The 21,517-nt window shown below is 42.6% G+C and carries 24 protein-coding genes; 11 read left to right on the top strand and 13 right to left on the bottom strand.

Features of this window, described 5'->3' with window-relative positions:
- Nucleotides 1-17: 17 nt before the first annotated feature.
- The gene (locus HII16_RS11055; RefSeq protein WP_169130115.1) at nucleotides 18-743 is read right to left on the bottom strand and encodes a Sir2 family NAD-dependent protein deacetylase; all 726 of its coding nucleotides are present in this window, start codon (nucleotides 741-743) and stop codon (nucleotides 18-20) included.
- Nucleotides 744-927: 184 nt separating this feature from the next.
- Here HII16_RS11055 and HII16_RS11050 point away from each other — a divergent pair, with 184 nt between their 5' ends.
- The 5 genes from HII16_RS11050 (at nucleotide 928) to HII16_RS11030 (ending at nucleotide 5,471) form a co-directional block, all read left to right on the top strand.
- Nucleotides 928-1,500, top strand: coding sequence for a tRNA-(ms[2]io[6]A)-hydroxylase (locus HII16_RS11050; RefSeq protein WP_169130114.1), 573 nt, complete (start codon nucleotides 928-930; stop codon nucleotides 1,498-1,500).
- A gap of 18 nt (nucleotides 1,501-1,518) precedes the next feature.
- Nucleotides 1,519-2,739: a hypothetical protein gene (locus HII16_RS11045; protein ID WP_169130113.1), complete on the top strand. Its 1,221-nt coding sequence runs from the start codon at nucleotides 1,519-1,521 to the stop codon at nucleotides 2,737-2,739.
- Nucleotides 2,740-2,887: 148 nt separating this feature from the next.
- Nucleotides 2,888-3,115 (top strand): hypothetical protein, encoded by a 228-nt coding sequence (locus tag HII16_RS11040; RefSeq protein WP_135439748.1) that lies wholly within the window; start codon nucleotides 2,888-2,890, stop codon nucleotides 3,113-3,115.
- 123 nt (nucleotides 3,116-3,238) lie between these two features.
- Nucleotides 3,239-4,186: a glucosaminidase domain-containing protein gene (locus tag HII16_RS11035; RefSeq protein WP_169130112.1), complete on the top strand. Its 948-nt coding sequence runs from the start codon at nucleotides 3,239-3,241 to the stop codon at nucleotides 4,184-4,186.
- Between the two features lie 223 nt (nucleotides 4,187-4,409).
- Entirely contained in the window at nucleotides 4,410-5,471 is a 1,062-nt protein-coding gene (locus HII16_RS11030) for a phospholipase A (RefSeq protein ID WP_169130111.1), read from the top strand.
- Nucleotides 5,472-5,571: 100 nt separating this feature from the next.
- On the opposite strand, the gene HII16_RS11025 is transcribed toward HII16_RS11030, so the two are convergent.
- From HII16_RS11025 to HII16_RS11010, 4 genes are all read right to left on the bottom strand, one after another.
- Nucleotides 5,572-6,555, bottom strand: a complete 984-nt coding sequence (locus HII16_RS11025; protein WP_169130110.1) for an ion channel — start codon at nucleotides 6,553-6,555, stop codon at nucleotides 5,572-5,574.
- Between the two features lie 138 nt (nucleotides 6,556-6,693).
- A complete protein-coding gene (locus HII16_RS11020) occupies nucleotides 6,694-7,878 on the bottom strand; it encodes an acetyl-CoA C-acyltransferase family protein (protein WP_169130109.1) in 1,185 nt (394 codons plus the stop codon).
- A 156-nt stretch (nucleotides 7,879-8,034) separates the two neighbouring features.
- Nucleotides 8,035-8,691: a 3-oxoacid CoA-transferase subunit B gene (locus HII16_RS11015; RefSeq protein ID WP_135439753.1), complete on the bottom strand. Its 657-nt coding sequence runs from the start codon at nucleotides 8,689-8,691 to the stop codon at nucleotides 8,035-8,037.
- Between the two features lie 11 nt (nucleotides 8,692-8,702).
- Nucleotides 8,703-9,404, bottom strand: a complete 702-nt coding sequence (locus tag HII16_RS11010) for a CoA transferase subunit A (RefSeq protein WP_169130108.1) — start codon at nucleotides 9,402-9,404, stop codon at nucleotides 8,703-8,705.
- A gap of 465 nt (nucleotides 9,405-9,869) precedes the next feature.
- Between HII16_RS11010 and HII16_RS11005 the strand changes: the two genes are divergently transcribed.
- Genes HII16_RS11005 through HII16_RS10990 form a run of 4 tightly spaced genes read left to right on the top strand, consistent with a single transcriptional unit; the run spans nucleotide 9,870 to nucleotide 12,467 of the window.
- A complete protein-coding gene (locus HII16_RS11005) occupies nucleotides 9,870-11,039 on the top strand; it encodes a thiolase family protein (protein WP_169130106.1) in 1,170 nt (389 codons plus the stop codon).
- Nucleotides 11,040-11,041: 2 nt separating this feature from the next.
- Nucleotides 11,042-11,455 (top strand): Zn-ribbon domain-containing OB-fold protein, encoded by a 414-nt coding sequence (locus tag HII16_RS11000; RefSeq protein ID WP_169130104.1) that lies wholly within the window; start codon nucleotides 11,042-11,044, stop codon nucleotides 11,453-11,455.
- 2 nt (nucleotides 11,456-11,457) lie between these two features.
- Nucleotides 11,458-12,024 carry a MaoC family dehydratase N-terminal domain-containing protein gene (locus HII16_RS10995; RefSeq protein WP_169130102.1) on the top strand — a complete coding sequence of 189 codons (567 nt, stop codon included), beginning with the start codon at nucleotides 11,458-11,460 and terminating at the stop codon, nucleotides 12,022-12,024.
- On the top strand, nucleotides 12,024-12,467 hold the full coding sequence (locus HII16_RS10990) for a MaoC/PaaZ C-terminal domain-containing protein (protein WP_169130100.1): 444 nt from the start codon (nucleotides 12,024-12,026) through the stop codon (nucleotides 12,465-12,467). Before HII16_RS10995 ends, HII16_RS10990 begins: the two co-directional genes overlap by 1 nt.
- Nucleotides 12,468-12,493: 26 nt before the next feature.
- Here the strand turns inward: HII16_RS10990 and ybaK are convergent, their stop codons facing one another.
- Nucleotides 12,494-12,967 (bottom strand): Cys-tRNA(Pro) deacylase, encoded by a 474-nt coding sequence (ybaK, locus tag HII16_RS10985; protein ID WP_169130098.1) that lies wholly within the window; start codon nucleotides 12,965-12,967, stop codon nucleotides 12,494-12,496.
- A 24-nt stretch (nucleotides 12,968-12,991) separates the two neighbouring features.
- Entirely contained in the window at nucleotides 12,992-13,801 is an 810-nt protein-coding gene (locus tag HII16_RS10980; RefSeq protein ID WP_169130096.1) for an SDR family NAD(P)-dependent oxidoreductase, read from the bottom strand.
- Nucleotides 13,802-14,325: 524 nt separating this feature from the next.
- Between HII16_RS10980 and HII16_RS10975 the strand changes: the two genes are divergently transcribed.
- Together HII16_RS10975 and HII16_RS10970 are read left to right on the top strand one after the other, a co-directional pair.
- Nucleotides 14,326-14,538 (top strand): cold-shock protein, encoded by a 213-nt coding sequence (locus tag HII16_RS10975; RefSeq protein ID WP_135439761.1) that lies wholly within the window; start codon nucleotides 14,326-14,328, stop codon nucleotides 14,536-14,538.
- A 620-nt stretch (nucleotides 14,539-15,158) separates the two neighbouring features.
- Nucleotides 15,159-15,983, top strand: coding sequence for a DUF2306 domain-containing protein (locus HII16_RS10970; protein WP_169130094.1), 825 nt, complete (start codon nucleotides 15,159-15,161; stop codon nucleotides 15,981-15,983).
- A 186-nt stretch (nucleotides 15,984-16,169) separates the two neighbouring features.
- On the opposite strand, the gene lipA is transcribed toward HII16_RS10970, so the two are convergent.
- From lipA to HII16_RS17065, 6 genes are all read right to left on the bottom strand, one after another.
- Entirely contained in the window at nucleotides 16,170-17,153 is a 984-nt protein-coding gene (gene lipA / locus HII16_RS10965; RefSeq protein WP_169130092.1) for a lipoyl synthase, read from the bottom strand.
- Entirely contained in the window at nucleotides 17,150-17,806 is a 657-nt protein-coding gene (gene lipB, locus HII16_RS10960) for a lipoyl(octanoyl) transferase LipB (RefSeq protein ID WP_169130090.1), read from the bottom strand. The genes lipA and lipB overlap by 4 nt, the downstream gene beginning before the upstream one ends.
- A 156-nt stretch (nucleotides 17,807-17,962) precedes the next feature.
- Nucleotides 17,963-18,226: a DUF493 family protein YbeD gene (gene ybeD / locus HII16_RS10955; protein WP_135439766.1), complete on the bottom strand. Its 264-nt coding sequence runs from the start codon at nucleotides 18,224-18,226 to the stop codon at nucleotides 17,963-17,965.
- 126 nt (nucleotides 18,227-18,352) lie between these two features.
- On the bottom strand, nucleotides 18,353-19,135 hold the full coding sequence (locus HII16_RS10950; RefSeq protein WP_211183489.1) for an aminotransferase class IV: 783 nt from the start codon (nucleotides 19,133-19,135) through the stop codon (nucleotides 18,353-18,355).
- Nucleotides 19,136-19,225: 90 nt separating this feature from the next.
- Nucleotides 19,226-20,389: a serine hydrolase gene (locus HII16_RS10945; protein ID WP_169130088.1), complete on the bottom strand. Its 1,164-nt coding sequence runs from the start codon at nucleotides 20,387-20,389 to the stop codon at nucleotides 19,226-19,228.
- A gap of 180 nt (nucleotides 20,390-20,569) precedes the next feature.
- Nucleotides 20,570-21,439 carry a septal ring lytic transglycosylase RlpA family protein gene (locus tag HII16_RS17065; RefSeq protein ID WP_169130086.1) on the bottom strand — a complete coding sequence of 290 codons (870 nt, stop codon included), beginning with the start codon at nucleotides 21,437-21,439 and terminating at the stop codon, nucleotides 20,570-20,572.
- Nucleotides 21,440-21,517 lie beyond the last annotated feature (78 nt).

Here is a 21,517-nt window from a genome sequence, read left to right as displayed (position 1 = left end):
CACTGATTATTCTGGGGCTAAGCAATATCTATGTATTCACTGGCTTTCATGCGGTGATACGTCACCTTGGCATACGGGATCTCGATCGGGTCGGGGTCAACGATGTCGATCTCTATTTGATTATCTATCGCCGCTCTTAACGCCATTTGCGTAATATTGACACTAAATGATGTGCCCATAAACACCATTTTATCAGCGTGGTACATACGATGTTGCGCTTCTGTTATGCGATACAAGTCGGTGTAATACTCATCAAACAATAAGACGTAAGGCTTGAATGAAAAGTCGAGCTGGGGCGTTTTTGTGGTTTTGTTGATGTTAAAAGTATCGAGCAGCGATTCCGTTAGATTGTCTTCATCAACCGCGTCCCAAGGGGTATTAATGGTTTCTACGTCGTCACCCTGGGTATGAAATAAGGTCATTTGATCAAGACGGCCATGAATCGCAATATAATCTTGGTTGCCTGCTTTTCCATCCAGACCATCTATATTTTGGGTGATTAAATTTTTATCCGCTAACCAATGATGTACCGCATTCGGTCCATGGTTACGATAGGTGGCAAACCGATGATAATACCAGCTTAAAAATTCGATAGGATTGTTCTCATACATAGCCCGTGTGGCCATTTCCATAGGCGTATAGTTAACACTGCCTATGGTCCAAAAACCATCTTCGCCACGAAAGGTCGGGATACCACTTTCAGAGCTAACGCCAGCCCCTGTTATATATAACGTATTAGTCATGATTCACCATTATCGATGTACTAAAATAAGCTGCTTATCTGCGAATCAGGCTGCACTATCATAGTGAATGCTGCAGTCGTAAATGTAGACATATACAAATTTGTAATAGAATTAGCTTTTTACTATAACGCTACAATTTTTATGTGTAAAATGGCGGCATATATTCGTTAATATTTTTCCGTACATGTTTGAATTAAAATATCATACCCCAAAAGAGTGGGCTGACGCCGTGCTGGCAGACTTTGACTCTTTCTTGCAAGATCATGCCGCAGCTGAAAAAAAAGCATCTGGTATGGCTATGTCTATGCTGTCTCATTACCCAGATCGTCAAAAATTGGTGCGGGCCATGACGGATCTGGCTTTGGAAGAATTGATTCATTTTAAACAAGTCTTAAAGCTGATGACCGCTCGAAATGTGATTCAAGCGAATGACCAAAAAGATACCTATATCCATGAAATTCGTAAGTTGTTCCGCCGTGGCCGTGAAGAGTTTCTATTAGATCGTTTGCTTGTGGCCGGTGTCATCGAAGCACGTGGTCATGAACGTTTCGCTCTGGTCGCTGAAGCATTACCTGAAGGTCGTGACAAAAAGTTTTACGACGATATTGCTAAGTCCGAAGAGAAGCACAAGAATTTGTTCGTCGAATTGGCTTTAGAGTATTTTGATGCCGATATCGTATACCCTCGTCTAGAAGAAATCCTAGATGCCGAAGCAAAAATTTGTGAGCAATTGCCGTTTCGAGCCGCGCTGCACTAACCACTAACTGGACTATTGATGGGCAAGATTAAAAACGTCAACGCACGATACATTGAAAAGTACGCTGAACCAGAAACTGCCCATCTAGACAAACTTAGCTTGCCAAATAGTGTCGATAGCGCACTGGTCATTCCGGCGTATTGTGAAAGTGCTGAGTTTATTCAGCGTTTTATTCAAAGCCCATTTCACCAAACGGGTAAATTGTTGATTGTCGTCATTAATCAGCCTGACAATGACTTTGATAAAGTCCCGCAGCAAGCTTTGTACGATGAAGCACTTGCCATGGGGCAAGTTGTCGATAAGCAACACAACCTCACCCTTATAACATTACCGTCAACACAGTCCATGCTGTTGATTGTCGATCGTTTTAATACACCGATACCGCATAAACAGGGCGTTGGTTTAGCCCGTAAAATTGGTTGTGACTTGGCGGCGTCGCTGCACAATCGCCAACTCATTGGTAATCGCTTTATCTGCTCTAGCGATGCCGATGCCCACTTACCTGATAATTACTTTAGCCACAGCACGAGTGTTGATGCCGCTACGGTTTGTATTGGCTTAAATTTTCAACACCACTGTCAAGATGACCTTATTAACAACGCAAATGCATTATATGAAAAAGCATTGCGTTATTATGTTGCCGGACTGACGTACGCAAAAAGCGATTATGCGTTTTTCACCATTGGCAGTGTCTTGGCCTTTGATGTGAACGCCTATTGCCAGTGTCGCGGCTTTCCCAAGCGAGCCGCGGGCGAGGACTTTTACCTGCTTAATAAACTGGTAAAGCTTGGTCGTTACCAATATGTTGCCGATATCGTTATAAACCTCGAGGCACGTACCTCAAGTCGAGTGCCATTTGGTACCGGCCCAGCGGTTGCTGAGATCATTGCTAAACAACAAAATGCGTACAATTACCCCTATTATAATCCGCAACTGTTCGTTGAACTGAAAGTGCTATTAACTGCATTTGGCAACCTATATGAGCACCGACTGCAACTGCAAAGTTGGACTCATCAATTGTCATCAATATCGGCTCAAGCGTTGACGGCAATTGGTTTTGACCGATTTATCCGCAGTCAGGAGAAGACCTCCAAGCAACAATTTAACAAACAACTTTGCCGTTTTTTTGACGCCTTTAAAACCCTGAAATATTTGCATGCGCTGCGTGAACAAGGGCTTAGTGATATTGCTCTGCATCAGGCGATTACAACGGCTCCTTTTCGCTTAGAACGTCAATAACAACGCTAGCCACTATCGTCACCATTGTTGTTACAACGGCTGTCATAATTGGTCATAGTTGTTCATTAGCCTGTCATTAAATCACACCGTGTTTTCGCTAAGCTTTTATTAACGACACGCTGTTGTTAAAAACACATAGGAGGCGGTTATGCATGTAGATAAATTATTAGCGGAGTTAAAAATGATCAAAGGTCGGCAATTGGCTTTTTGCGCTGATTTGGCGGGCTTTAGTAATGAACAAGTCTGTCGTCAGGCCATCGCCGGCAATCGTGACTTTATATGCGAGTTACTGCGCAGGGCACAAGTTGCTGAAGTCGAGGGGGATTATTTAATTGCTAATGAATTATATAAAAGTTTTGCTAAAGGGCTGCTGTAACGATATAAAAGAGGTAAGGCTTTTATAAAAGTTGACGTCAGCTAATGTGGTTAACTTAGATCAGTAATAACTTAGTTGGGTTCAAAGCGATTAATTTGCCAAGATTAGTTTGTGAGGTTTAAGATGAAACATAGACATTCATATATGTTGATTGGTGCCTGCATGGCGACGAGTTTGTTATCAGCCTGCAATGATCCTGAACCTAAAACTGAAGCTGACAGTGCCCTCGAACAGGCGACAATCGTTGCTGCAATGCAAGACCCAATAGAAGTTGAAATACACTCCCTCGATGACCTTAAGACACTGTTTAAAGAGCATAATTACGACAGTAAAAATTGGCAAAATGGAAATCGAGAAATCCCCCGTTTAAGTTTTGCTAAAATTGGAGAACGTTGGGCAAAGAGCTCACAAAACTTGCCAGTGCCGGTGAAAAAAGAAGTATTTTTTCGCTTGATGGCTCCGTTAGTGTTAATCGCCAATGAAAAAATTCTGCTTGAGCGGCAAATAATAAACAATGAAGCGATTACCAGTGAATCGCTGATAGCGTTAGCGCGCAAATACAAAGTCATTGATGAATCGGCACTGTCATTAACGCAACAACAAAAAATCGAACTGCTAGAGCGCGTCGATATCATGCCGCCATCACTTGCCCTGGCTCAATCTGCGGAAGAAAGTGGTTGGGGAACATCGAGATTTACACGTGAAGGAAATTCATTTTTTGGACAATGGGACTTTTCTGGAAAAGGGATGGTGCCCAAACAACAGCGCAAAGAACTAGGTAATTATGGCTTAGCGCGATTTGATAGCCCGCTAGCGTCCGTAGAGGGCTATATGCTCAACATTAATACTCAGCGAGCGTATCAAAAACTGCGCACATTACGAGCGCAATTGCGCGCTGACGGTAAACCGATTAGCGGTTTAGAATTGGCCGGCACCTTAGATAAATACTCAGAGCGAGGGCAGGCGTATATTGACAGTATTCGTGAGATGATACGCTATAACAAATTACAAGAAGTCGACAAGGCCTATCTTTCCGATGATAAGCTAATTCACTTAAAGGCTCCTGAGTAATATCTAATTTATTGATATCTAAAGAATTACCGATTTTGTCGCGAAATTCGTGGTTTTATCAGGGAAAAACACTGTTTTTTGCTGTTTTGGTTAAAAAGTTATCAGATTTTTTAAAAAAAACTTTTAACCTTGTTTTTATTTGCTACCATAAAACTTAACAATAACAAGAATCTGCAACCGTTGCGTAGCTTACTTAATAGGTTGTGGTGCAGGGAGTGTTGATATGCAAGGTGTCAATCGTACGCTAATGGCAGTGTCCTTTTTGTCATTTTCCGTGTTGTCTTTCAATGGTTATGCCCAGCAACAGGAGCAAACTGTTGAAGAAGCTGAAACCGATCCAAAAACTCAAGCATGTTTGATGCAAAAACTTAATGAAGCCGAAGGTGATGCCTTAGTGGCGCAGTTAAGACAAGAGTGTGAGGTAGAAGTCGATACGGAGCTAAGAGACCGTAATAACCGAGAAGCCGGTGCGATCTCCAAACGTTTTCTTCGAGAAAAAGAAACTAATTTTGACCCTTATGTGATTACTCCGCATAAAATGAATTACATCCTGCCAATATCTTATACTGACAGCATCAACCGCAAGGAGTATGCAGAGTCGGTACCGAGTTCTAATTGGGCAGAAAATCTTGAAGATTATGAGGCCAAATATCAGTTAAGTATTAAGGTACCGTTAAACTACGGTGACTTATTTTTTGAAAATGATTCTTTGTATTTTGGTATGACCTTGCAATCTTGGTGGCAGGTCTATTCGGAAAATATTTCGAAACCATTTAGAGAGACAAACTATCAACCTGAAATATTTTATTTAACCGGGCTAGACTGGCATCCATTTGATGGTAACACCGGCATAATGTTTGGTGCGGAGCATCAATCCAATGGTCGTTCTAATGCCATATCGCGTAGCTGGAACCGTATTTATACCAGTTTGTTGTGGGAAAACGGCGATTTTGCTTTAGCTGGTCGCGTCTGGTATCGCTTAGAAGAAGATGAAAAAGATTTCCCTGGTGATTCAGACGGTGATGATAACCCTGATATTAATGATTTCATGGGTTACGGTTCGATAAGCATGGCCTATCAATACGATGTGGTAGAGTTTGCAGTAAATGTGCGTCATAACTTTGCCACACACAAAGGTGGTGTTGAAGCAGGCATGACCTTCCCACTTTGGGGCAAACTAAAAGGTTATGTGCAATATACTGGCGGTTACGGTGAATCGTTGATTGATTATGACCACAAGCAAAACCGTATTGGTATTGGCTTGGCGTTGACCGAAGTGTTGTAAAACAAACATGATATGAAAAGGCGGCCCTAGGTCGCCTTTTTTAATGGCGTAATTTTTGTCGCGATCCTCGTAGCAGCTATCTTCGCAATTATTTTGCCAATTAGCGGGTCATTTTTTTCACAAAAACTACCACAAACAAAGCAATAGTAAAACTGCCGGTAAATGCCTCAAAAGCGGCGACAAACCGAGATATACCAATAGGGGTAATATCACCATAGCCTAACGTGGTAAACGTGACGACAGAATAATACAAGCAGGTTAAGAAATGCTGCAGGTTTTGCCCTGCACCAAACTGTGCTTGAAAATAATGATTTTCTCCGTCAAAGCGGATACCAGTAAAAAAGTACAATAGCGCACAAATAACAATTAACACAATAGAGAAGTTTACAACGCGAATGGGCTCTTCTCCGTAGCCGCAAAATAAATCAACAATCTTCGACATGGTGCGTGCTAAAGATGGTTTGGGCATTTGATAGCGACGCATGGTCAATTCTTTCTTTAAAAAGCCACCCGCTATTTTAAACAGTCCTTCACGCTCAGCATGTTTGCGCACATCCCGATATATTTCTTCGGATTGTTCAAATAAATCGTGAGCCCTGACAGTATCGTTATTATCTTTAGCTCTGCGCCCTTGGCGCTCTTGCTTTAAGTATTGCCCGATTTGAATATTCTTAATTTTGGCACTTTGCCATTTGATCCCTAACAAATTGCATTCGTGTAAATTGGCGCAGTGCAAATTGGTTTCCGTTAAGTTGGCCTTCATCAAACTGGCATGGCTGAGGTTGATATTGAACAAATGCGCTTTGGTTAAGTTCGCTCGGTAAAAGTCGGCATAGCTAAAATCGAACCCTTGTTTGTGATGATGATTAACTAAATCAATACCGCTTAAATCAGCATGTTTTAAACTAATTCCCCGAGTAAAGCCGCCGTTACGTGTATAATCCTGCAATTTCTCTACGATATCGTCATCATCTTTGCTGATCTCACTGTCATGCCAATAACACCAACCTGAGTCGCTGGCGTAATTTTCGCAGCAAAATCCGTCTTCATCGTGGTAGCGACATAAAGGATCGGTATCGGCCATAAAGAGTTAGCTTAAATTTGTTATGCATCAGCGGTAAGGTAATGTTCAGTTTAGTAAGGAAAACTTCTTGTTGCGAGTTTCCCACAGGCAAAGAAAAAGGAGACCAAGGTCTCCTTTGTAATGAATACTAAAACAGTTTTAACAACGTTCGATTAATGCCGCAATACCCTGACCACCACCAATACACATGGTAATAACCGCGTATTTGCCTTGCACGCGTTCAAGTTCATGAATGGCTTTGACGGTGATCAGTGAGCCGGTAGCACCGATAGGGTGGCCAAGCGATATACCTGAACCATTCGGATTCACTTTATCCATATCCAGCTCAAGATCGCGGCACACGGCCAACGCTTGTGCAGCAAACGCTTCATTGACTTCCCAAACGTCAATGTCATCTTTATTAACACCGGTTTTCGCTAGTAGCTTTTCTACCGCAGGTACAGGACCAATACCCATGATGTCAGGGGCGACACCGGCAAAGGCATAACCGATGAGCTTAGCAACAGGTTTAAGGCCATTCGCTTGTGCGTACTCGCTGTCGGCCATAACTAATGCCGCTGCGGCATCGTTAATCCCTGAGGCATTGCCCGCGGTTACTGTACCGTCTTTCTTGAAGACCGGGCGCAGTTTCGCCATATCCTCGGCACTGCAGTCAAAGCGTACATGCTCATCAGCGATATATTCGACCATACCTTTTCGAGTCTTGATTTTAACCGGCACGATTTGCGAGTCAAAACGGTTTTGTTGTATTGCGCGTTGTGCGCGGCGGTGGGATTCTGCCGCCGCTTCGTCTTGCTCTTCGCGACTGATTTTCCATTGCTCAGCAATGTTTTCTGCGGTAACGCCCATATGCGTATTATTGATAGGGCAGGTAAGAGCGCCAACCATAGGGTCAATTAATTGTGTATCGCCCATTTTCGCGCCAAAACGAGTCGAAGGTGACCAAAATGGCACGCGCGACATAGATTCTGCACCACCAGCAACAGCTACATCACAATCATCCAAAAGCAACAGTTGAGCGGCAGAAATAACCGCTTGTAAGCCGGAACCACATAAGCGGTTTACAGTAAGTGATGGCGTCGATTCAGGTAAACCAGCTTTGAGCGCGGCAACTCGTGACATATACATATCACGGCGATCCGAATGGGCGACATTACCAATCACGCAGTGGCCAACTTGCCCGCTATCAATAGCGGCGCGAGTTACCGCTTCGGCGACGACGGTAGCGGCTAAGTCTGTTGGCGCTACGGTTTTTAGTGAACCACCGAAATCGGCAATGGCGGTGCGAACACCGCTTAGAAATACTACTTCTCTTTTACTCATTGTTGTCATTTCCTAGGGCTAAACTTGTTATCGTTATTTTTAGTTAAATACCATACTAGCTTATCGTGGCGGGAGGGAATGAGTTATATCATTTTGAGCAAAAATCCCTGCCGGGGCAGGGATTTTTAAAAGAAAGTGAGGATTTGTTTTATTAAATTAAAACTGCATTTCTGGAACGTGTTCAGGAACCACAAGTTCGCCTGCGGTTAACTCAACGATTTGTTCAACGCTAACCCCAGGAGCTCGCTCTAGTAAATGGAACTTACCTTCTTTAATTTCTATAAAGGCTAGGTCGGTCAATACCTTTTTGATACAACCTTTACCGGTTAATGGCAAGGTACATTCAGCCAAAAGCTTTGAGTCACCGTGCTTAGACGCATGGGTCATGGTTACGATAATGTTATCCGCACCAGCTACAAGATCCATTGCACCACCCATACCTTTAATCAGTTTACCAGGGATCATATACGAGGCGATGTTACCTTGAACGTCTACTTCAAAAGCGCCTAATACGGTTAAATCAACATGACCACCACGGATCATGGCAAATGATTCGGCGCTATCAAATAATGACGCACCTTTGGCCATGGTCACCGTCTGTTTGCCGGCGTTGATAAGATCAGCGTCAACCTCATCATCGTATGGGAAAGGTCCCATACCTAATAAACCATTTTCCGATTGCAGCATTACTTCGATACCGTCTGGTACATAGTTGGCAACCAAGGTTGGAATACCGATACCCAAATTTACGTAATAACCGTCTTTCAGTTCTTGTGCAACACGCATTGCCAATTGTTCACGAGTTAAAGCCATTATCTTTCTCCTTATTTGGCGCGCACAGTGCGTTGCTCAATGGTCTTGTCAAATGTACCCTTGATCAAGCGGTTAACATAGATACCTGGGGTATGGATTTCATCTGGATCCAATTCACCCGGCTCAACAATTTCTTCTACTTCAACAACGGTAATTTTACCTGCTGTTGCCGCCATAGGGTTAAAGTTACGAGCTGTTTTACGGAAGACTAAGTTGCCATAGGTGTCGGCTTTCCAAGCTTTAATAATGGCAAAATCACCGGTGATAGCTTCTTCAAGGATATAGTCGCGACCATCAAATTGACGTTCTTCTTTGCCTTCTGCAACAGGGGTACCGTAACCGGTTGCGGTGTAAAACGCTGGGATACCAGCACCGCCGGCACGCATTTTTTCAGCAAGTGTACCTTGAGGCGTTAATTCGACTTCCAGTTCGCCACTCATCATTTGTTGTTCAAACATGTCGTTTTCGCCAACATATGAGGCAACCATTTTCTTAATTTGCTTATCAACAAGTAATACGCCTAAACCATACTCATGGGTACCACAGTTGTTTGATACAACCGTTAAATCTTTGGTACCTTTTTGTTTAATTTCTTTGATAAGGTTTTCTGGGATCCCACACAGGCCAAAGCCACCGGCAATTACAGTCATGCCATCTTCAAGACCGGCCATTGCTTCTTCGTAAGAATTTACGACTTTATTAAATCCAGCCATTTCAGCTCCTAAAATGCTATTTCGACCGCTCTAATTATGAGGCGGTTTCATTCGGTAGATTAAAGTGATTACACTAAATTGACACTTAAGGTACATAAAAAGTGCGCTTAAGACAAACCTGCCAAGCGATCAAATTGACATAAAGCGGAAATAAACCTGAACACTTACGCAATAGGCTTGATTTCATTGCCCTAGCGCCTAATTTGGCACTTTCTTAAGGGCTCGAAATGCGGTGCAAAACCCTGTCGAATTAGTTTTATTCACTAAGCAATATAGGAAAATAAGTTTGCCTCACTTATATTTCTCGTTTTGCCAAATTATCTTGGTTGAAAACCTTGTTGTCAGGTGTTAGTGTTTATTGAGTTCGGCTCATTAGTGTTTTTGGGACGATGCTTAAATAGAGATAAAAATAAGAAATAGGTGGTCAAGCTAGGCTTGATGCTTGTTTAGTTAACGAGAGATATTATGGGTAAGATTGCAATAATTGGTTACCACGAAGTACCAACACAAATAAATCCCGAACGAACTCGATGGGATATTCTCGAGGAAGTGATTACAGGTGCGGTTCGTAATGCCGGTATCGATAAAGATGATATTCAAGGTGTGATTAATGTGGCACCACAGGCTCAACCTGATTTGATTTCACAAACCGCATTCGGATTGATACCAGAGCACTTTGGCCTTAAAGGGGTTAAAGACAATATGATCTGTAACGCGGGTGGTGCATCAACGACCAACTGTGTTCGTATGGCTGAACAGTGGATCACCTCAGGCATGGCTGAAGTGGTTATTGTCCCGCATACGACCGTGCAATCTGATATACCTGCCGAAGACTTAATTAGCTTTTTCGCCAAAGCGCCTATGCATCCAGAATGGGAATTCCCATTCGGCATGACCTTTAACGGTGCTATGGCGCTAATTACCGAACGTTATATGTACGAAACCAACACCAGCGAAGAAGAGATGGCGTCGGTTACTTATGCTTTGCGCGACTGGGGCTCACGTGACCCGATGTCATTGTTCTTTAATAAACCGCAAAGTATGGATGACATTCTCAATGCCCGTAAAATCTCGACGCCATTAAGAGCGAAAGATTGCAATATGCTTGCTGATGGTGGTGGTTGTTTGATCATTGCATCTGAAGCTTATGCTAAGAAGCACTGTGCTAAGCCGGTTTGGAAACTAGGTCATGGCTCGGCATTTATTGGCGCAACACCTGCTGTGCGAGAAGACGTCTACTGGCGTGAGTCTTATAAAAAATCAACAAGTGAAGCGTTGCAACAAGCCAACTTAAACGTTGAAGATATCGACATTCACGAAATTTATGGTGCTTATCCATTTTCTCAATGTGCTTACGTAGAAGCGGTTGGTTTGTGCGATGAAGGTGAGGGCGCTCGTTATCATGCCGCAGGGCACACATTATTAGGTGGCAAAACACCGTGCACAACCATGGGCGATGCCACCGGTCGTGGTCATACTGGCTCTGGTGTATCTATGGCGTTTTATTGTCAGGTTGCGCGCCAATTGCGTGGCGAAGCTGGTGACAACCAAGTCGACGGCGCGAACAAAGTGATGGTAGTTACCGCAGGTGGTTCAGGTATGAATGCACTAACAACAATTTGGGGAGCAGAATAATCATGACTGAATTAAAACGACCTTTACCGAATATCAGCAAGGAAAGTCAGGGCTTTTGGGATGCTGTGCAGCAAGATAAGTTAGTGATTCAACACTGTAATAGTTGTGACAGTAATATCTTTTATCCACGTCGCATTTGTCCTCATTGTTGGTCAAAAGACTTAGGCTGGGTTGAAGCAAGCGGCAAAGGCACAATCTTTTCCGTGACCACAACATACTTAGGCACCACAGCTGAATTTTCCGATGAGTTACCAATAACGGTTGCTTGGATTGATCTTGATGAAGGTGTTCGCATGGCATCAAATATTGTTGGTTGTGGTCCCGAGCAAGCTAAGATTGGTGATCGAGTGGAAGTGGTCTTTGAAAAGGCGAATGAAGATTTCAAACTGCCTTTCTTTAAGATTGTTGAGGCGTAATCATGACCGCAAACACAGACAAGCCTAGTTGGGGTAAACAAGGCACCTGGCAGCAGGCTTTGTCTTACGTCGGTAAGGTTGTCGGTGTCTCCAAAGGTGCGGACAAGGCGGATGCATCAAGTGTTCGTCGTTGGCTGGAGCCAAAAGAATTCTATTCACCTTTGTTTGTAGATGATGACGTTGCTCAAGCGGCTGGTTACGATGCCAAGATAGTACCTAGTACGATGGCGATGACACTGGGGCAACCGGCACATTGGCAAGCGGGAGATAAACGTTTTGAAATCGGTGATGAGCCGATTCAAATTCCCATTCCTGTGATATTTGAGGTACCAGCGCCGTTCAGCTTAAGTTTTGCGACCAGTATGGAAATGGAGTTCTTCAAGCCGATATATCATGGCGACGAGATCACCATAACCCACGAGCTGCTGTCAATAACTGAAAAACAATTGAAAGTGGGTAAAGGTGCTTTCTTTAAACAAAAAGATACCTACACCAATCAACATGATGACATTGTGGCGGTTGGCATGTTGGATATTTTTCGCTTTAATCCGGCAAGTGAGGAGGCCTAATGTCTGCATCTACAACCATAGATTGGAGTACATCGAAAACGCTCACTGAGGTTCGCATTGGTGACCTATTGCCGACGATTGATATCGACATCACATTACAGCGCTTAGTTATGGAGGCCGCGGCTAACCGAGATTTGTCTTTGATTCATCATGATAAATCTGTCGCACAAGCAACCGGTGCGCCTGATGCTTACGCCAATACCTTCTTTTTATATGGCATGATAGAGCGCTTAGTCAGACAATGGGGTGGTGTAAACATCTTTATTCGGAAAATAGGTCCGCTGCGCATGAACAGCTTTAATTGTGTGGGGGATCCGCTAAGTTTTAACGGCAAAGTGAAAGACATAAACGTTGACGAAAAGACCGTGACACTGAGTACTTGGGTTGAAAACGCCGATAAAGTTAGTGTTACCGCCGACGTTAAAGTTATTTTCGCCAGCTAGCGAAATCTATCACCGCTTGTCATTGGTTAACCATATAATGCCAGATCAGCGTATCTGGCATTTGTGTACTTGCACAAGTCAGTACTTGCCAATTCTATTTCTAATCCTCGTTGGCCTGCGCTGACAAAAATGCACTCATGCTGCTCTGCACTGCTGTCTATGAGAGTTGCCAACGCTTTCTTTTGTCCAAGTGGACTGACGCCACCAAGAATATATCCGGTACTTCGCTGCACGACCATTGGCTCGGCCATCTTGGCTTTTTTGACTGAGAATATCTTGGCGACAGCTTTTACATTCAGTTTGGCTTGTACAGGAATGACCGCAACGACTAAGCGTTCATCGGTTAATGTTAACACTAAGGTTTTAAAAACTTGGCTTGCTCTAACGCCGAGTTTTTCGACCGCCTCTAGACCATAAGATTGACAATCTGCATCATGCTGGTAGCTATGAATTGTGTGAGCTAGATTGTGTTTTTTCGCATAGTCTATCGCTGGTGTCATGATGTTATTCCGTTAATATCACGTTTATTGCTGTAGCAACCAATTTACCTTATCTTCAATAGCTTTGCTGACTTTGCTACAGATTTCTTGGTCCAGTGCATCACGGTGTGGTGAGGCGAATTGGCCGGAATCATTATCAAAATACAAGCCATTGGCTTTGCCGAAACGATCGGACAATGCGGCGTCGGTTAATATTCTTGCGCCAATACTGAGATCATTGCCAGCAATACCATAAGCATCTTTGACCATTTTGCTGGCGAGTAAGGATCCTGGATTGACAGCAATAATAATAGGCTCGGTTGTTGCTTTATGCTCGGCTAAGTATCGAGAGAACATGGTCAGTGCCAGTTTACTTTGCGCATAGGCATTATTGTCTTCCATATCGACAGAACCTGATAATGCATCTAACCAAACAGGCGCTTGAGCCGCCGAAGAAAGGTTGATAATGCGACCACTGGCTGGCATTACTTTCACAAATTCACGGGTTAATAGGTAAGCGGCAAACGTATTGACCACAAAGCGGATATCTAACCCTTGCTTGGTTTTGGTTTGTGCCACGCTAAATACGCCAGCGTTGTTAATCACCACATCAACCACTGGGTGTGCGTTATTAATGTCATCGACCATCTGTTTGCTGGCGCCAAGATCAGTAAGGTCTGCGACATAACTGCTGGTTTGTATATTAAAGTCACCTTTCACTTGCTGCTCAACATCTTTTAATTTTTGTTGGCTACGGCCATGCAAAATCAAATTGTGCCCCAACTCGGCCAACATATTAACGGTGGCAAGGCCTATGCCATCGGTTGCGCCGGTGATCAGTATGGTTTTCGTCATGTTAACCTCAAACAATAGGTGAGAGTGTTTGCTTGGTATTTACTAAACAATATCAATGCTTTTTTATATAGAAGCTAAGTATAAGCGGTAATACTTATATCGGTGTGGCAATTTCGCTGTTGCTCTAACCATATTGCATCAAAGCATGTCATTTGGCTAAGTGAGCTCACAGTATTTTCTTGCTAGTTTTACCGGATTGTACCGAGTCTTTAGTAATCTGAATTGCTTAAATATATATTTTTTACCCATATCTCGATGATTTTTTAGACTTAACCATGTTTTTTTGCAAAAAAATAATGTTTTTATCAAGGATTGCAAATATACTCTAGACTCGAGAGAATAAAAAATGTACTATGTGCTCGCTTTGGATTGCTAATAGCTTTTTCTATACTGCTCTGTATTCTCTTTATTCTCCTTTTTAAGTCGTTTATAGATATTCATATGCTCTACTAGCTACCGGCTATCTATAGCTCCATTGGTGGATTTCCACCGCAAAACAACATTATTTAAAAAAGGCTCCAAATATGTCTAACACAGTAACTGGCGTAGTAAAATGGTTTAACGAAGATAAAGGTTTTGGCTTCATTACACAAGACGATGGCGGCAAAGACGTTTTTGTTCACTTCCGTTCTATTGTATCTGAAGGTTTTAAGACTTTGTCTGAAGGCCAGGCTGTTTCTTTCACTGTTGAGCAAGGCCAAAAAGGTCCTCAAGCTGCTAACGTGACTGTAATCTAGTTTATAGATAACAAGGCTAGATATTTATCTAGCCTTGCTTATTTCCACCCATATTGATATCACTGCACCCTAAACGTCAGGAGTGACCCATTACGACCATATCACTATACAAATATAAAGAATTTCATTAATGACAATAAATACCAACTCAAATACTTTCCAAGTATCTCCACCTATTTCTCAAATCTCAGTAAACAAACAAAACGTTATTTTTACCGATTTGCAAAGTAAGAAACACATCCAACTTAAAAACGCTGTAGAAGCAAAATGTTTTTTAAATTGGCTATTAAGTGTATCTGACGTTAGCTACTATTCTAGTGAAAATAACTAGAATAGGGTGAGCCGTTGGCGATGCCTCAACACCTCTTTTTTTCTAAATTGGCTATTTAAGAATTATTGTAAGATCTGATATTTACAGACTTATAATGTTCATATAGTTGGTTAATTCCACCAATATTTCAATCACTTAAATAGCTAATAATTAGTTAACTTCGCATTAACCTAATTTTAATAAATCGTATGTTTATGATTTTCATACGGTTATTTTATTGGCGCGGTCTTTGCTTTACTTCCTTTAGTAATAATTTTTACATGACAAAAATGTTTTCAAGGAAGTACACATGCAACAAGCTTTAACCGCCAATGAACCTCTTGCTAGTCCTATAAAAAATAACTGGTTGAGCCACAGTGCTAAATTTTGGTTTTTCGTGACCGTATTTGGTCAATGGATCTTCGCATCTTATGTGGCCATATTTTATGGTGGTGCCTCTTTAGAGGGAAACTTTGCCGGTTGGAATAAAGTTATGCCTCATGGCTACATTGCCGGAGACACCATAGGTAATATTGCCGTTGGGACGCATTTACTGTTCGCCTTGGTGGTCTTGATAGGCGGACCGCTGCAGCTTATACCGCAGATACGACGTTTAGCGCCTAAATTCCATCGCCTCAATGGTCGCATCTATATCCTAACCGCACTGATATTAAGTGTCGGTGGCTTATTTATGGTTTGGTCACGTGGTGTTGCCGGTGGTGAAATGACCAAATACAGTATTAGCATAAACGCTATATTGATTATGGTTTTCGCCAGTTTGGCGGTTTATTTTGCAATAAAACGAGATATAAAAACGCATCGTCGTTGGGCGATTCGATTGTTTATTGTTATGGGCGGGGTGTGGTTTTTTCGCATCGGATTAATGTTATGGCTCATGATTCATCAAGCACCGGTTGGTTTCGATGCAAAAACGTTTGAAGGGCCGTTTTTAACGTTTCTCGGCTTTGCCCAGTATCTTATTCCGTTAGCATTGGCGCAGTTATATTTTAACGCTTTTGAGAGTCAAAACCATTTATATAAAATAAGTGTATCTGTTGTGCTAACGTTATTAACCTTGGCCATGGCGGGAGGCATCTTTGCTGCCACTATGGGAATGTGGTTGCCACGTATATAGTAATATAGAGGTTATTGAGCTTAGTGAGGCAATTGGCTTAACAGAGTCATTATAAATAAACCAATAAAACAATGACGTATTGGCTTACAAACAGGGCAACATGTTCACTTCAATATTGGCGAGCAGATACAAAAAAGGGCTGGGTAATTATCATACACAGCCCTTATTTATTTGCTTCAGGTTAAGTTACTTAACTTCTTCACCAGCGGCTTGCTTATCAGCGTGGTATGAGCTGCGTACTAATGGACCACAGGCGGCATGTTCAAAACCCATTTTCATCGCTTCTTGACGGAACATTTCAAACTCATCAGGGTGAACATAACGCTCTACCGGCAAGTGGTGCTTACTCGGTTGTAAATACTGACCTATGGTTAACATGGTCACACCGTGTGCACGTAAGTCGCGCATAACCTCAAGAATCTCTTCATTGGTCTCACCTAAACCGACCATCAAGCCTGATTTGGTTGGTACCTCAGGGTTTGCTTCACCAAATTTCTGTAGAAGATCAAGAGACCACTGATAATTCGCACCTGGACGTGCCTTTTTGTATAGACGTGGCGCGGTTTCAAGGTTGTGATTGAACACCTGTGGTGGATGCGCATTAAGGATCTCTAATGCTTTGTCCATACGGCCACGGAAATCTGGTACCAAAATTTCTACTTTAGTGTGTGGTGCATGCTCACCGATTTCACGAATACAGTCAGCAAATTGTTGAGCACCACCATCGCGCAAATCATCACGGTCAACAGAGGTAATAACTACGTACTTAAGCGCCATGTCTTTAAGTGTCATAGCAAGTTTCTTTGGCTCATCCGCATCCGGTGCTAATGGGCGACCATGGCCAACATCACAAAATGGGCAACGACGTGTACAGATATCACCAAGGATCATAAACGTCGCTGTACCATGGTTAAAACATTCCGCCAGGTTAGGGCATGAGGCTTCTTCACATACAGAGTGCAGACCACCTTTACGTAGACCGGCTTTTACCTTATCGATATTTTCCGTGGTACGTGGCAACTTAATTTTCAGCCAATCAGGCTTACGCAACATGGTTTCACGTTCGCTTGGGATCACTTGCACCGGAATATGTTGCATTTTATCGGCATCACGTAGCTTTGTGCCTGGTGCAATTTGCGAGGTTTTTAAACGCTCAGTTGTGTTGCTCATAATTCATCTAAACCTGTTTTGTATTCGACATTGTCAGCTTGCAATAACTGTTGTAATTCTAGCTGTAACTTCTCGCCAGCTTCACTGACGTTATCCGGCCCATCTAATTCAGCCGTTTGCACCATCTCTAAACCGGCATAACCACATGGGTTAATGCGTAAAAAAGGTGACATGTCCATATTTACATTAATCGCTAAACCGTGGAATGAACAACCTTTGCGAACTCTTAAACCAAGTGAGGCGACTTTTTTGTCATCGACATACACCCCAGGTGCATCTGGTTTTGGATACGCCTTAATATCGTATTGAGCGAGCGTATTGACGATGCCGTTCTCGATTAAGGTCACTAATTCTCGTACACCCATCTTGCGTCTACGTAGATTGATCATAAAGTAGATCACCTGCTGACCAGGGCCGTGAAAGGTTACCTGTCCGCCACGATCGACTTTTACAACCGGTATATCGCCGGGCATTAATAAATGTTCTTCTTTGCCTGCTTGTCCTTGCGTAAAGACCGCAGGGTGCTCTACTAACCAAAGTTCGTCGTCGACGCTATCGTCGCGATCATCGGTAAACTGCTGCATTGCTCGCCATACGGTTTCATAATCCATGTTGCCGAGTTGACGAATAACCAGTGGGTAGCTCACATTCATTCCAAAGTTAAAAAATTAGGCCGCCATTATAGCTATATAAATCTAAAAATCCAGCAAGGCTGTAGGCTTACGCCTGAACTTTGCTGGAACCAGTGTCATCAATAAGTAACACCTATCATCGCCCATTGGACAATACTGTTCGCCTAGGCTTGGTGTTTATAAAACGTAACGGACTTCTTCAATGGCCGACAATTCTTTGTACAGCTTTTCTATATGCGCTTGGCTATTTACCGTAACGCGAACAGAAACAGAGTGATAGGTGCCTTTACTGCTCGGTTTAATCGTTGGTACATAATCACCCGGTGTGTCACTTTGTAATACTGCAACAACCAGATCGGGCAAATTAGGAACCGCTAAACCCATCACTTTAAAATTAAATACATAAGGAAATTCAATTATTTCATCGAATCTAGCTTTCATATAACTCTCTTATAACTGGCCTTGGGCCATATACAAATATAAATTTAATGGTGGTTGAAGGCTGCTTGAGTCTTGTGCTGACAAGGTTCGTATCGGTACATGTTGATGCACCCGCGATAACAAGCTTTATTTGCTTTTTGTCGCCAATAATTGACGTTTAAAATGCTGAAATTCCGCAAACAGCGTTTTGCTGATCGGACCGACTTTACCATGGCCGATTATTTTATCATCAATTTGTATGACAGGGGAAATTTCTCTGCTTGAAGAGCTTATCCATACTTCGTCAGCAGCCAACAATTGCTCTATATGGATGCACTGTTGTTGTATTTCAACCCCTGCAGTATGGCAAATTTCAATAATTACGTCGCGAGTAATACCGCCTAATATGTAGTTGTTTTGTGGTGGGGTGTAGACGATGCCGCCGTTAACGATAAAGACATTCGATGTGGTGCCTTCAGTAATTTTACCATCACGATGCAAAATGGCTTCATCATAGCCTTTAGCTTGGGCTTGATTGCGCAGCATGATATTACCTAACAAGGCAATACTTTTTATGTCGCAATGTTGCCATCGAGTGTCTGCTAATAGCGTTGCTTTGCAGGATGTAAGGGGTTGTTCAGCGACGGTTAACGGGCTGGCCATCAATAACACGGTAGGTGTTATATTTTCTTTGTAGAGATGATCTCGCTCGTCATGAACGCCACGGGTCACTTGTAAATAAATTGACATATGACCGCCGCCATTGCGCTCTATCAGTTGCTCTATAATGGTTTGCCATTGCTCTGACGAGTAGGGCGATGTGAGCTTAATTTGCTCTAGGCAGTATTGTAGGCGGTTGAGGTGATCGTTTAAGCGAAAGGGATTGCCATGGTATACGGGGATAACTTCATAGATACCGTCTGCAAACAAAAAGCCTCTATCAAAAATAGAGATTTTTGCTTGCTGTTTGGCGAGCCATTCGCCATTTAAATAGACGGTATCCAGATTAGTCAGCCTCGATTATTGAAACTGCAATTTAACGTAGTCAACTAGACGTGAAAACATACCGCCTTCATTAACATTTTGTAGTGTAACTAATGGGTAGTTTGCTACTTCGTCACCATTTAATTGCAATGACACACTGCCAACAACTTCACCTTTAGCCAAAGGCGCGGTTAGTTGACGATCTAATTTTACTTTCGCCTCAAGGTTTTTCTTTTGACCGCGAGGGATGGTAATCGCAACATCAGACAAAATACCTAGGTCAACTTCTTTAATATCGCCCATCCATACACGGTTGGTAGCAAAGCTTTCACCGGCAGCGTAAGGAGTCACTGTTTCAAAAAAGCGGAAACCGTAGTTTAGAAGCTTCTTACTTTCAATCTTACGAGCCTGTTCGCTGTCAGTGCCCATTACAACGGTTACTAAACGCATGTCACCTTTAGTCGCACTGGTTACTAAGTTATAACCGGCTTTTGAGTGATGACCTGTTTTTAAACCATCAACATTTAGGCTCTTATCCCATAACAGGCTGTTACGGTTGTATTGCTTGATGTTGTTGTAGGTGAATGACTTTTGCTTGTACAAAGCATACTCATCTGGCACGTCTTCAATAAGAGCGCTAGCAAGCGTCGCCATGTCGCGTGGCGTAGTGAAGTGGTTTGTACCACTTAAACCATGCGAGTTTTCAAAGTTAGAGCCTGACATACCCAATTGCTGTGCGTACGCGTTCATCATATCTGCAAATGCGCTTTCACTACCTGCAAGATGTTCCGCCATAGCCACACAAGCATCGTTACCTGAGGCAACAATAATACCTTGGTTTAGTAAGCTAACCGGTACTTCAGTACCTACTTCAATAAACATTTTTGACGAATCAGGGAAGTTTTTCGCCCAGGCGTTTTCACTTACCATGACCTTGTCGTCATTGGATATATTACCTAATTCAATTTCTTTACCGATAATATAACTGGTCATCATTTTTGTTAATGATGCCGGTTCTAATTGAATATCTGCATTACCTTCGGCAATGATATGGCCGGTTGCATGATCGATTAAAATATACCCTTCGGCGTTAATTTGTGGAGGCGCGGGAATGATGTTTTTAGCGCTTGCGACTGTGGCTGTACTAGCCAGCACAATGCCTGACAATAATTGAATTAATTTATTAGCTGAATTGCTCATTATTAACCTGTGTATTTTTATATTTGAAATAGTGAGTGAAACGACGTTCTTTATGCTTTTATTAGGTGAACGTGCTGTTTTTGCAAAATTGCCGAATAGTATAGCAATATTGGCCCCTTTGTTAAGAGGCTTCATCGCTTATTTTGCTATTATCAGCGCCTTTTGACCGGCTTTTTTCTGTTATTTTGGCGCAAACAGCGGATATGCTTCTTGATAACCCTGATTATGCAAACTGGCTAATAATTCTTGCGCTTGCTTCGCCTCTGATATTGGTCCTATTTGCACCCGAAAAAGTTCATTATTTTGCGTTAAATTTACCGGTACCTGTAATAAAAACTCTAACCCTTTGGCTGTATTATCCGCCAACATTTTATTGCGGGTTACCAGCACATGAATATAAGGTTGAAACACCTTGCCGTTATCGCTCTGAACTTGGCTTTTTTGCACAGCGTTTTGCTTTGCAATTAACGGGCTAGTTACCGCCGTGTCGTTAGGTGATTGTTGCGGCACAAACTGAGCGATATTAGATTTAGTTATCGCTTCAACTTTTACTTTTGCAGTGCCTTTGTTAAGCATGCCTAATTTGTATGCGGCACTGTATGACAAGTCGATTAACCGATCTTGATGAAATGGACCACGATCGTTGACGCGAACAATGACCTTACGATTATTCTCTAAATTAGTAACTTGCACATAGGTAGGTAAAGGCAAGGCTTTATGCGCGGCTGAAAAACCATACATATCGTACACTTCACCGTTTGATGTTAGATGACCATGAAACTTTTTTCCGTACCAAGATGCGGTACCCGTTTGCACGTATCCTTCAGCATTGTCCATGACCTGATAAGGAATACCAAACACTTGGTAATCTTTATTCCCGCCACGGCTCTTCTCGACAACTTGCGGTTGTGGTTCATTGAGTTCTTGCTCGCTAGGTAAGCGACTCGGAATGCTGTCATGTTTTTGCGAATATCGGGAAGGCTCAGGGCTTTGACAGCCAATCAAGGTGACACAGGCGCAAAACGCTAGACTTAAAACGGGCTTCTTCATGGAGAGTTCTGTTTATTATTATTGAGAAACGAATACTCCAACTATAAATGGCCTGCAGTGCAAGTACAACAGCACATT

Origin of the sequence: Thalassotalea sp. Y01, from assembly GCF_012932945.1 — a bacterium.
Lineage (GTDB): Bacteria > Pseudomonadota > Gammaproteobacteria > Enterobacterales > Alteromonadaceae > Thalassotalea_A.
The sequence above is the reverse complement of the archived record's forward strand: the minus strand, read 5'-3'. Positions and strand labels throughout refer to the sequence as shown.

Bases quoted from the DNA above. Each gene is read 5' to 3' on its own strand.
- HII16_RS11020 (WP_169130109.1), bottom strand. From the start codon at position 7,878: ATGAGTAAAAGAGAAGTAGTATTTCTAAGCGGTGTTCGCACCGCCATT.
- HII16_RS10980 (WP_169130096.1), bottom strand. From the start codon at position 13,801: ATGACGAAAACCATACTGATCACCGGCGCAACCGATGGCATAGGCCTT.
- HII16_RS11000 (WP_169130104.1), top strand. From the start codon at position 11,042: ATGACTGAATTAAAACGACCTTTACCGAATATCAGCAAGGAAAGTCAG.
- HII16_RS11035 (WP_169130112.1), top strand. From the start codon at position 3,239: ATGAAACATAGACATTCATATATGTTGATTGGTGCCTGCATGGCGACG.
- HII16_RS10995 (WP_169130102.1), top strand. From the start codon at position 11,458: ATGACCGCAAACACAGACAAGCCTAGTTGGGGTAAACAAGGCACCTGG.
- HII16_RS10945 (WP_169130088.1), bottom strand. From the start codon at position 20,389: ATGAGCAATTCAGCTAATAAATTAATTCAATTATTGTCAGGCATTGTG.
- HII16_RS11030 (WP_169130111.1), top strand. From the start codon at position 4,410: ATGCAAGGTGTCAATCGTACGCTAATGGCAGTGTCCTTTTTGTCATTT.
- HII16_RS10975 (WP_135439761.1), top strand. From the start codon at position 14,326: ATGTCTAACACAGTAACTGGCGTAGTAAAATGGTTTAACGAAGATAAA.
- ybaK (WP_169130098.1), bottom strand. From the start codon at position 12,967: ATGACACCAGCGATAGACTATGCGAAAAAACACAATCTAGCTCACACA.
- HII16_RS11055 (WP_169130115.1), bottom strand. From the start codon at position 743: ATGACTAATACGTTATATATAACAGGGGCTGGCGTTAGCTCTGAAAGT.
- HII16_RS10970 (WP_169130094.1), top strand. From the start codon at position 15,159: ATGCAACAAGCTTTAACCGCCAATGAACCTCTTGCTAGTCCTATAAAA.
- ybeD (WP_135439766.1), bottom strand. From the start codon at position 18,226: ATGAAAGCTAGATTCGATGAAATAATTGAATTTCCTTATGTATTTAAT.
- HII16_RS11040 (WP_135439748.1), top strand. From the start codon at position 2,888: ATGCATGTAGATAAATTATTAGCGGAGTTAAAAATGATCAAAGGTCGG.
- HII16_RS11015 (WP_135439753.1), bottom strand. From the start codon at position 8,691: ATGGCTTTAACTCGTGAACAATTGGCAATGCGTGTTGCACAAGAACTG.
- HII16_RS10990 (WP_169130100.1), top strand. From the start codon at position 12,024: ATGTCTGCATCTACAACCATAGATTGGAGTACATCGAAAACGCTCACT.
- HII16_RS11005 (WP_169130106.1), top strand. From the start codon at position 9,870: ATGGGTAAGATTGCAATAATTGGTTACCACGAAGTACCAACACAAATA.
- HII16_RS11045 (WP_169130113.1), top strand. From the start codon at position 1,519: ATGGGCAAGATTAAAAACGTCAACGCACGATACATTGAAAAGTACGCT.
- HII16_RS17065 (WP_169130086.1), bottom strand. From the start codon at position 21,439: ATGAAGAAGCCCGTTTTAAGTCTAGCGTTTTGCGCCTGTGTCACCTTG.
- lipA (WP_169130092.1), bottom strand. From the start codon at position 17,153: ATGAGCAACACAACTGAGCGTTTAAAAACCTCGCAAATTGCACCAGGC.
- HII16_RS11025 (WP_169130110.1), bottom strand. From the start codon at position 6,555: ATGGCCGATACCGATCCTTTATGTCGCTACCACGATGAAGACGGATTT.
- HII16_RS11050 (WP_169130114.1), top strand. From the start codon at position 928: ATGTTTGAATTAAAATATCATACCCCAAAAGAGTGGGCTGACGCCGTG.
- lipB (WP_169130090.1), bottom strand. From the start codon at position 17,806: ATGAATGTGAGCTACCCACTGGTTATTCGTCAACTCGGCAACATGGAT.
- HII16_RS11010 (WP_169130108.1), bottom strand. From the start codon at position 9,404: ATGGCTGGATTTAATAAAGTCGTAAATTCTTACGAAGAAGCAATGGCC.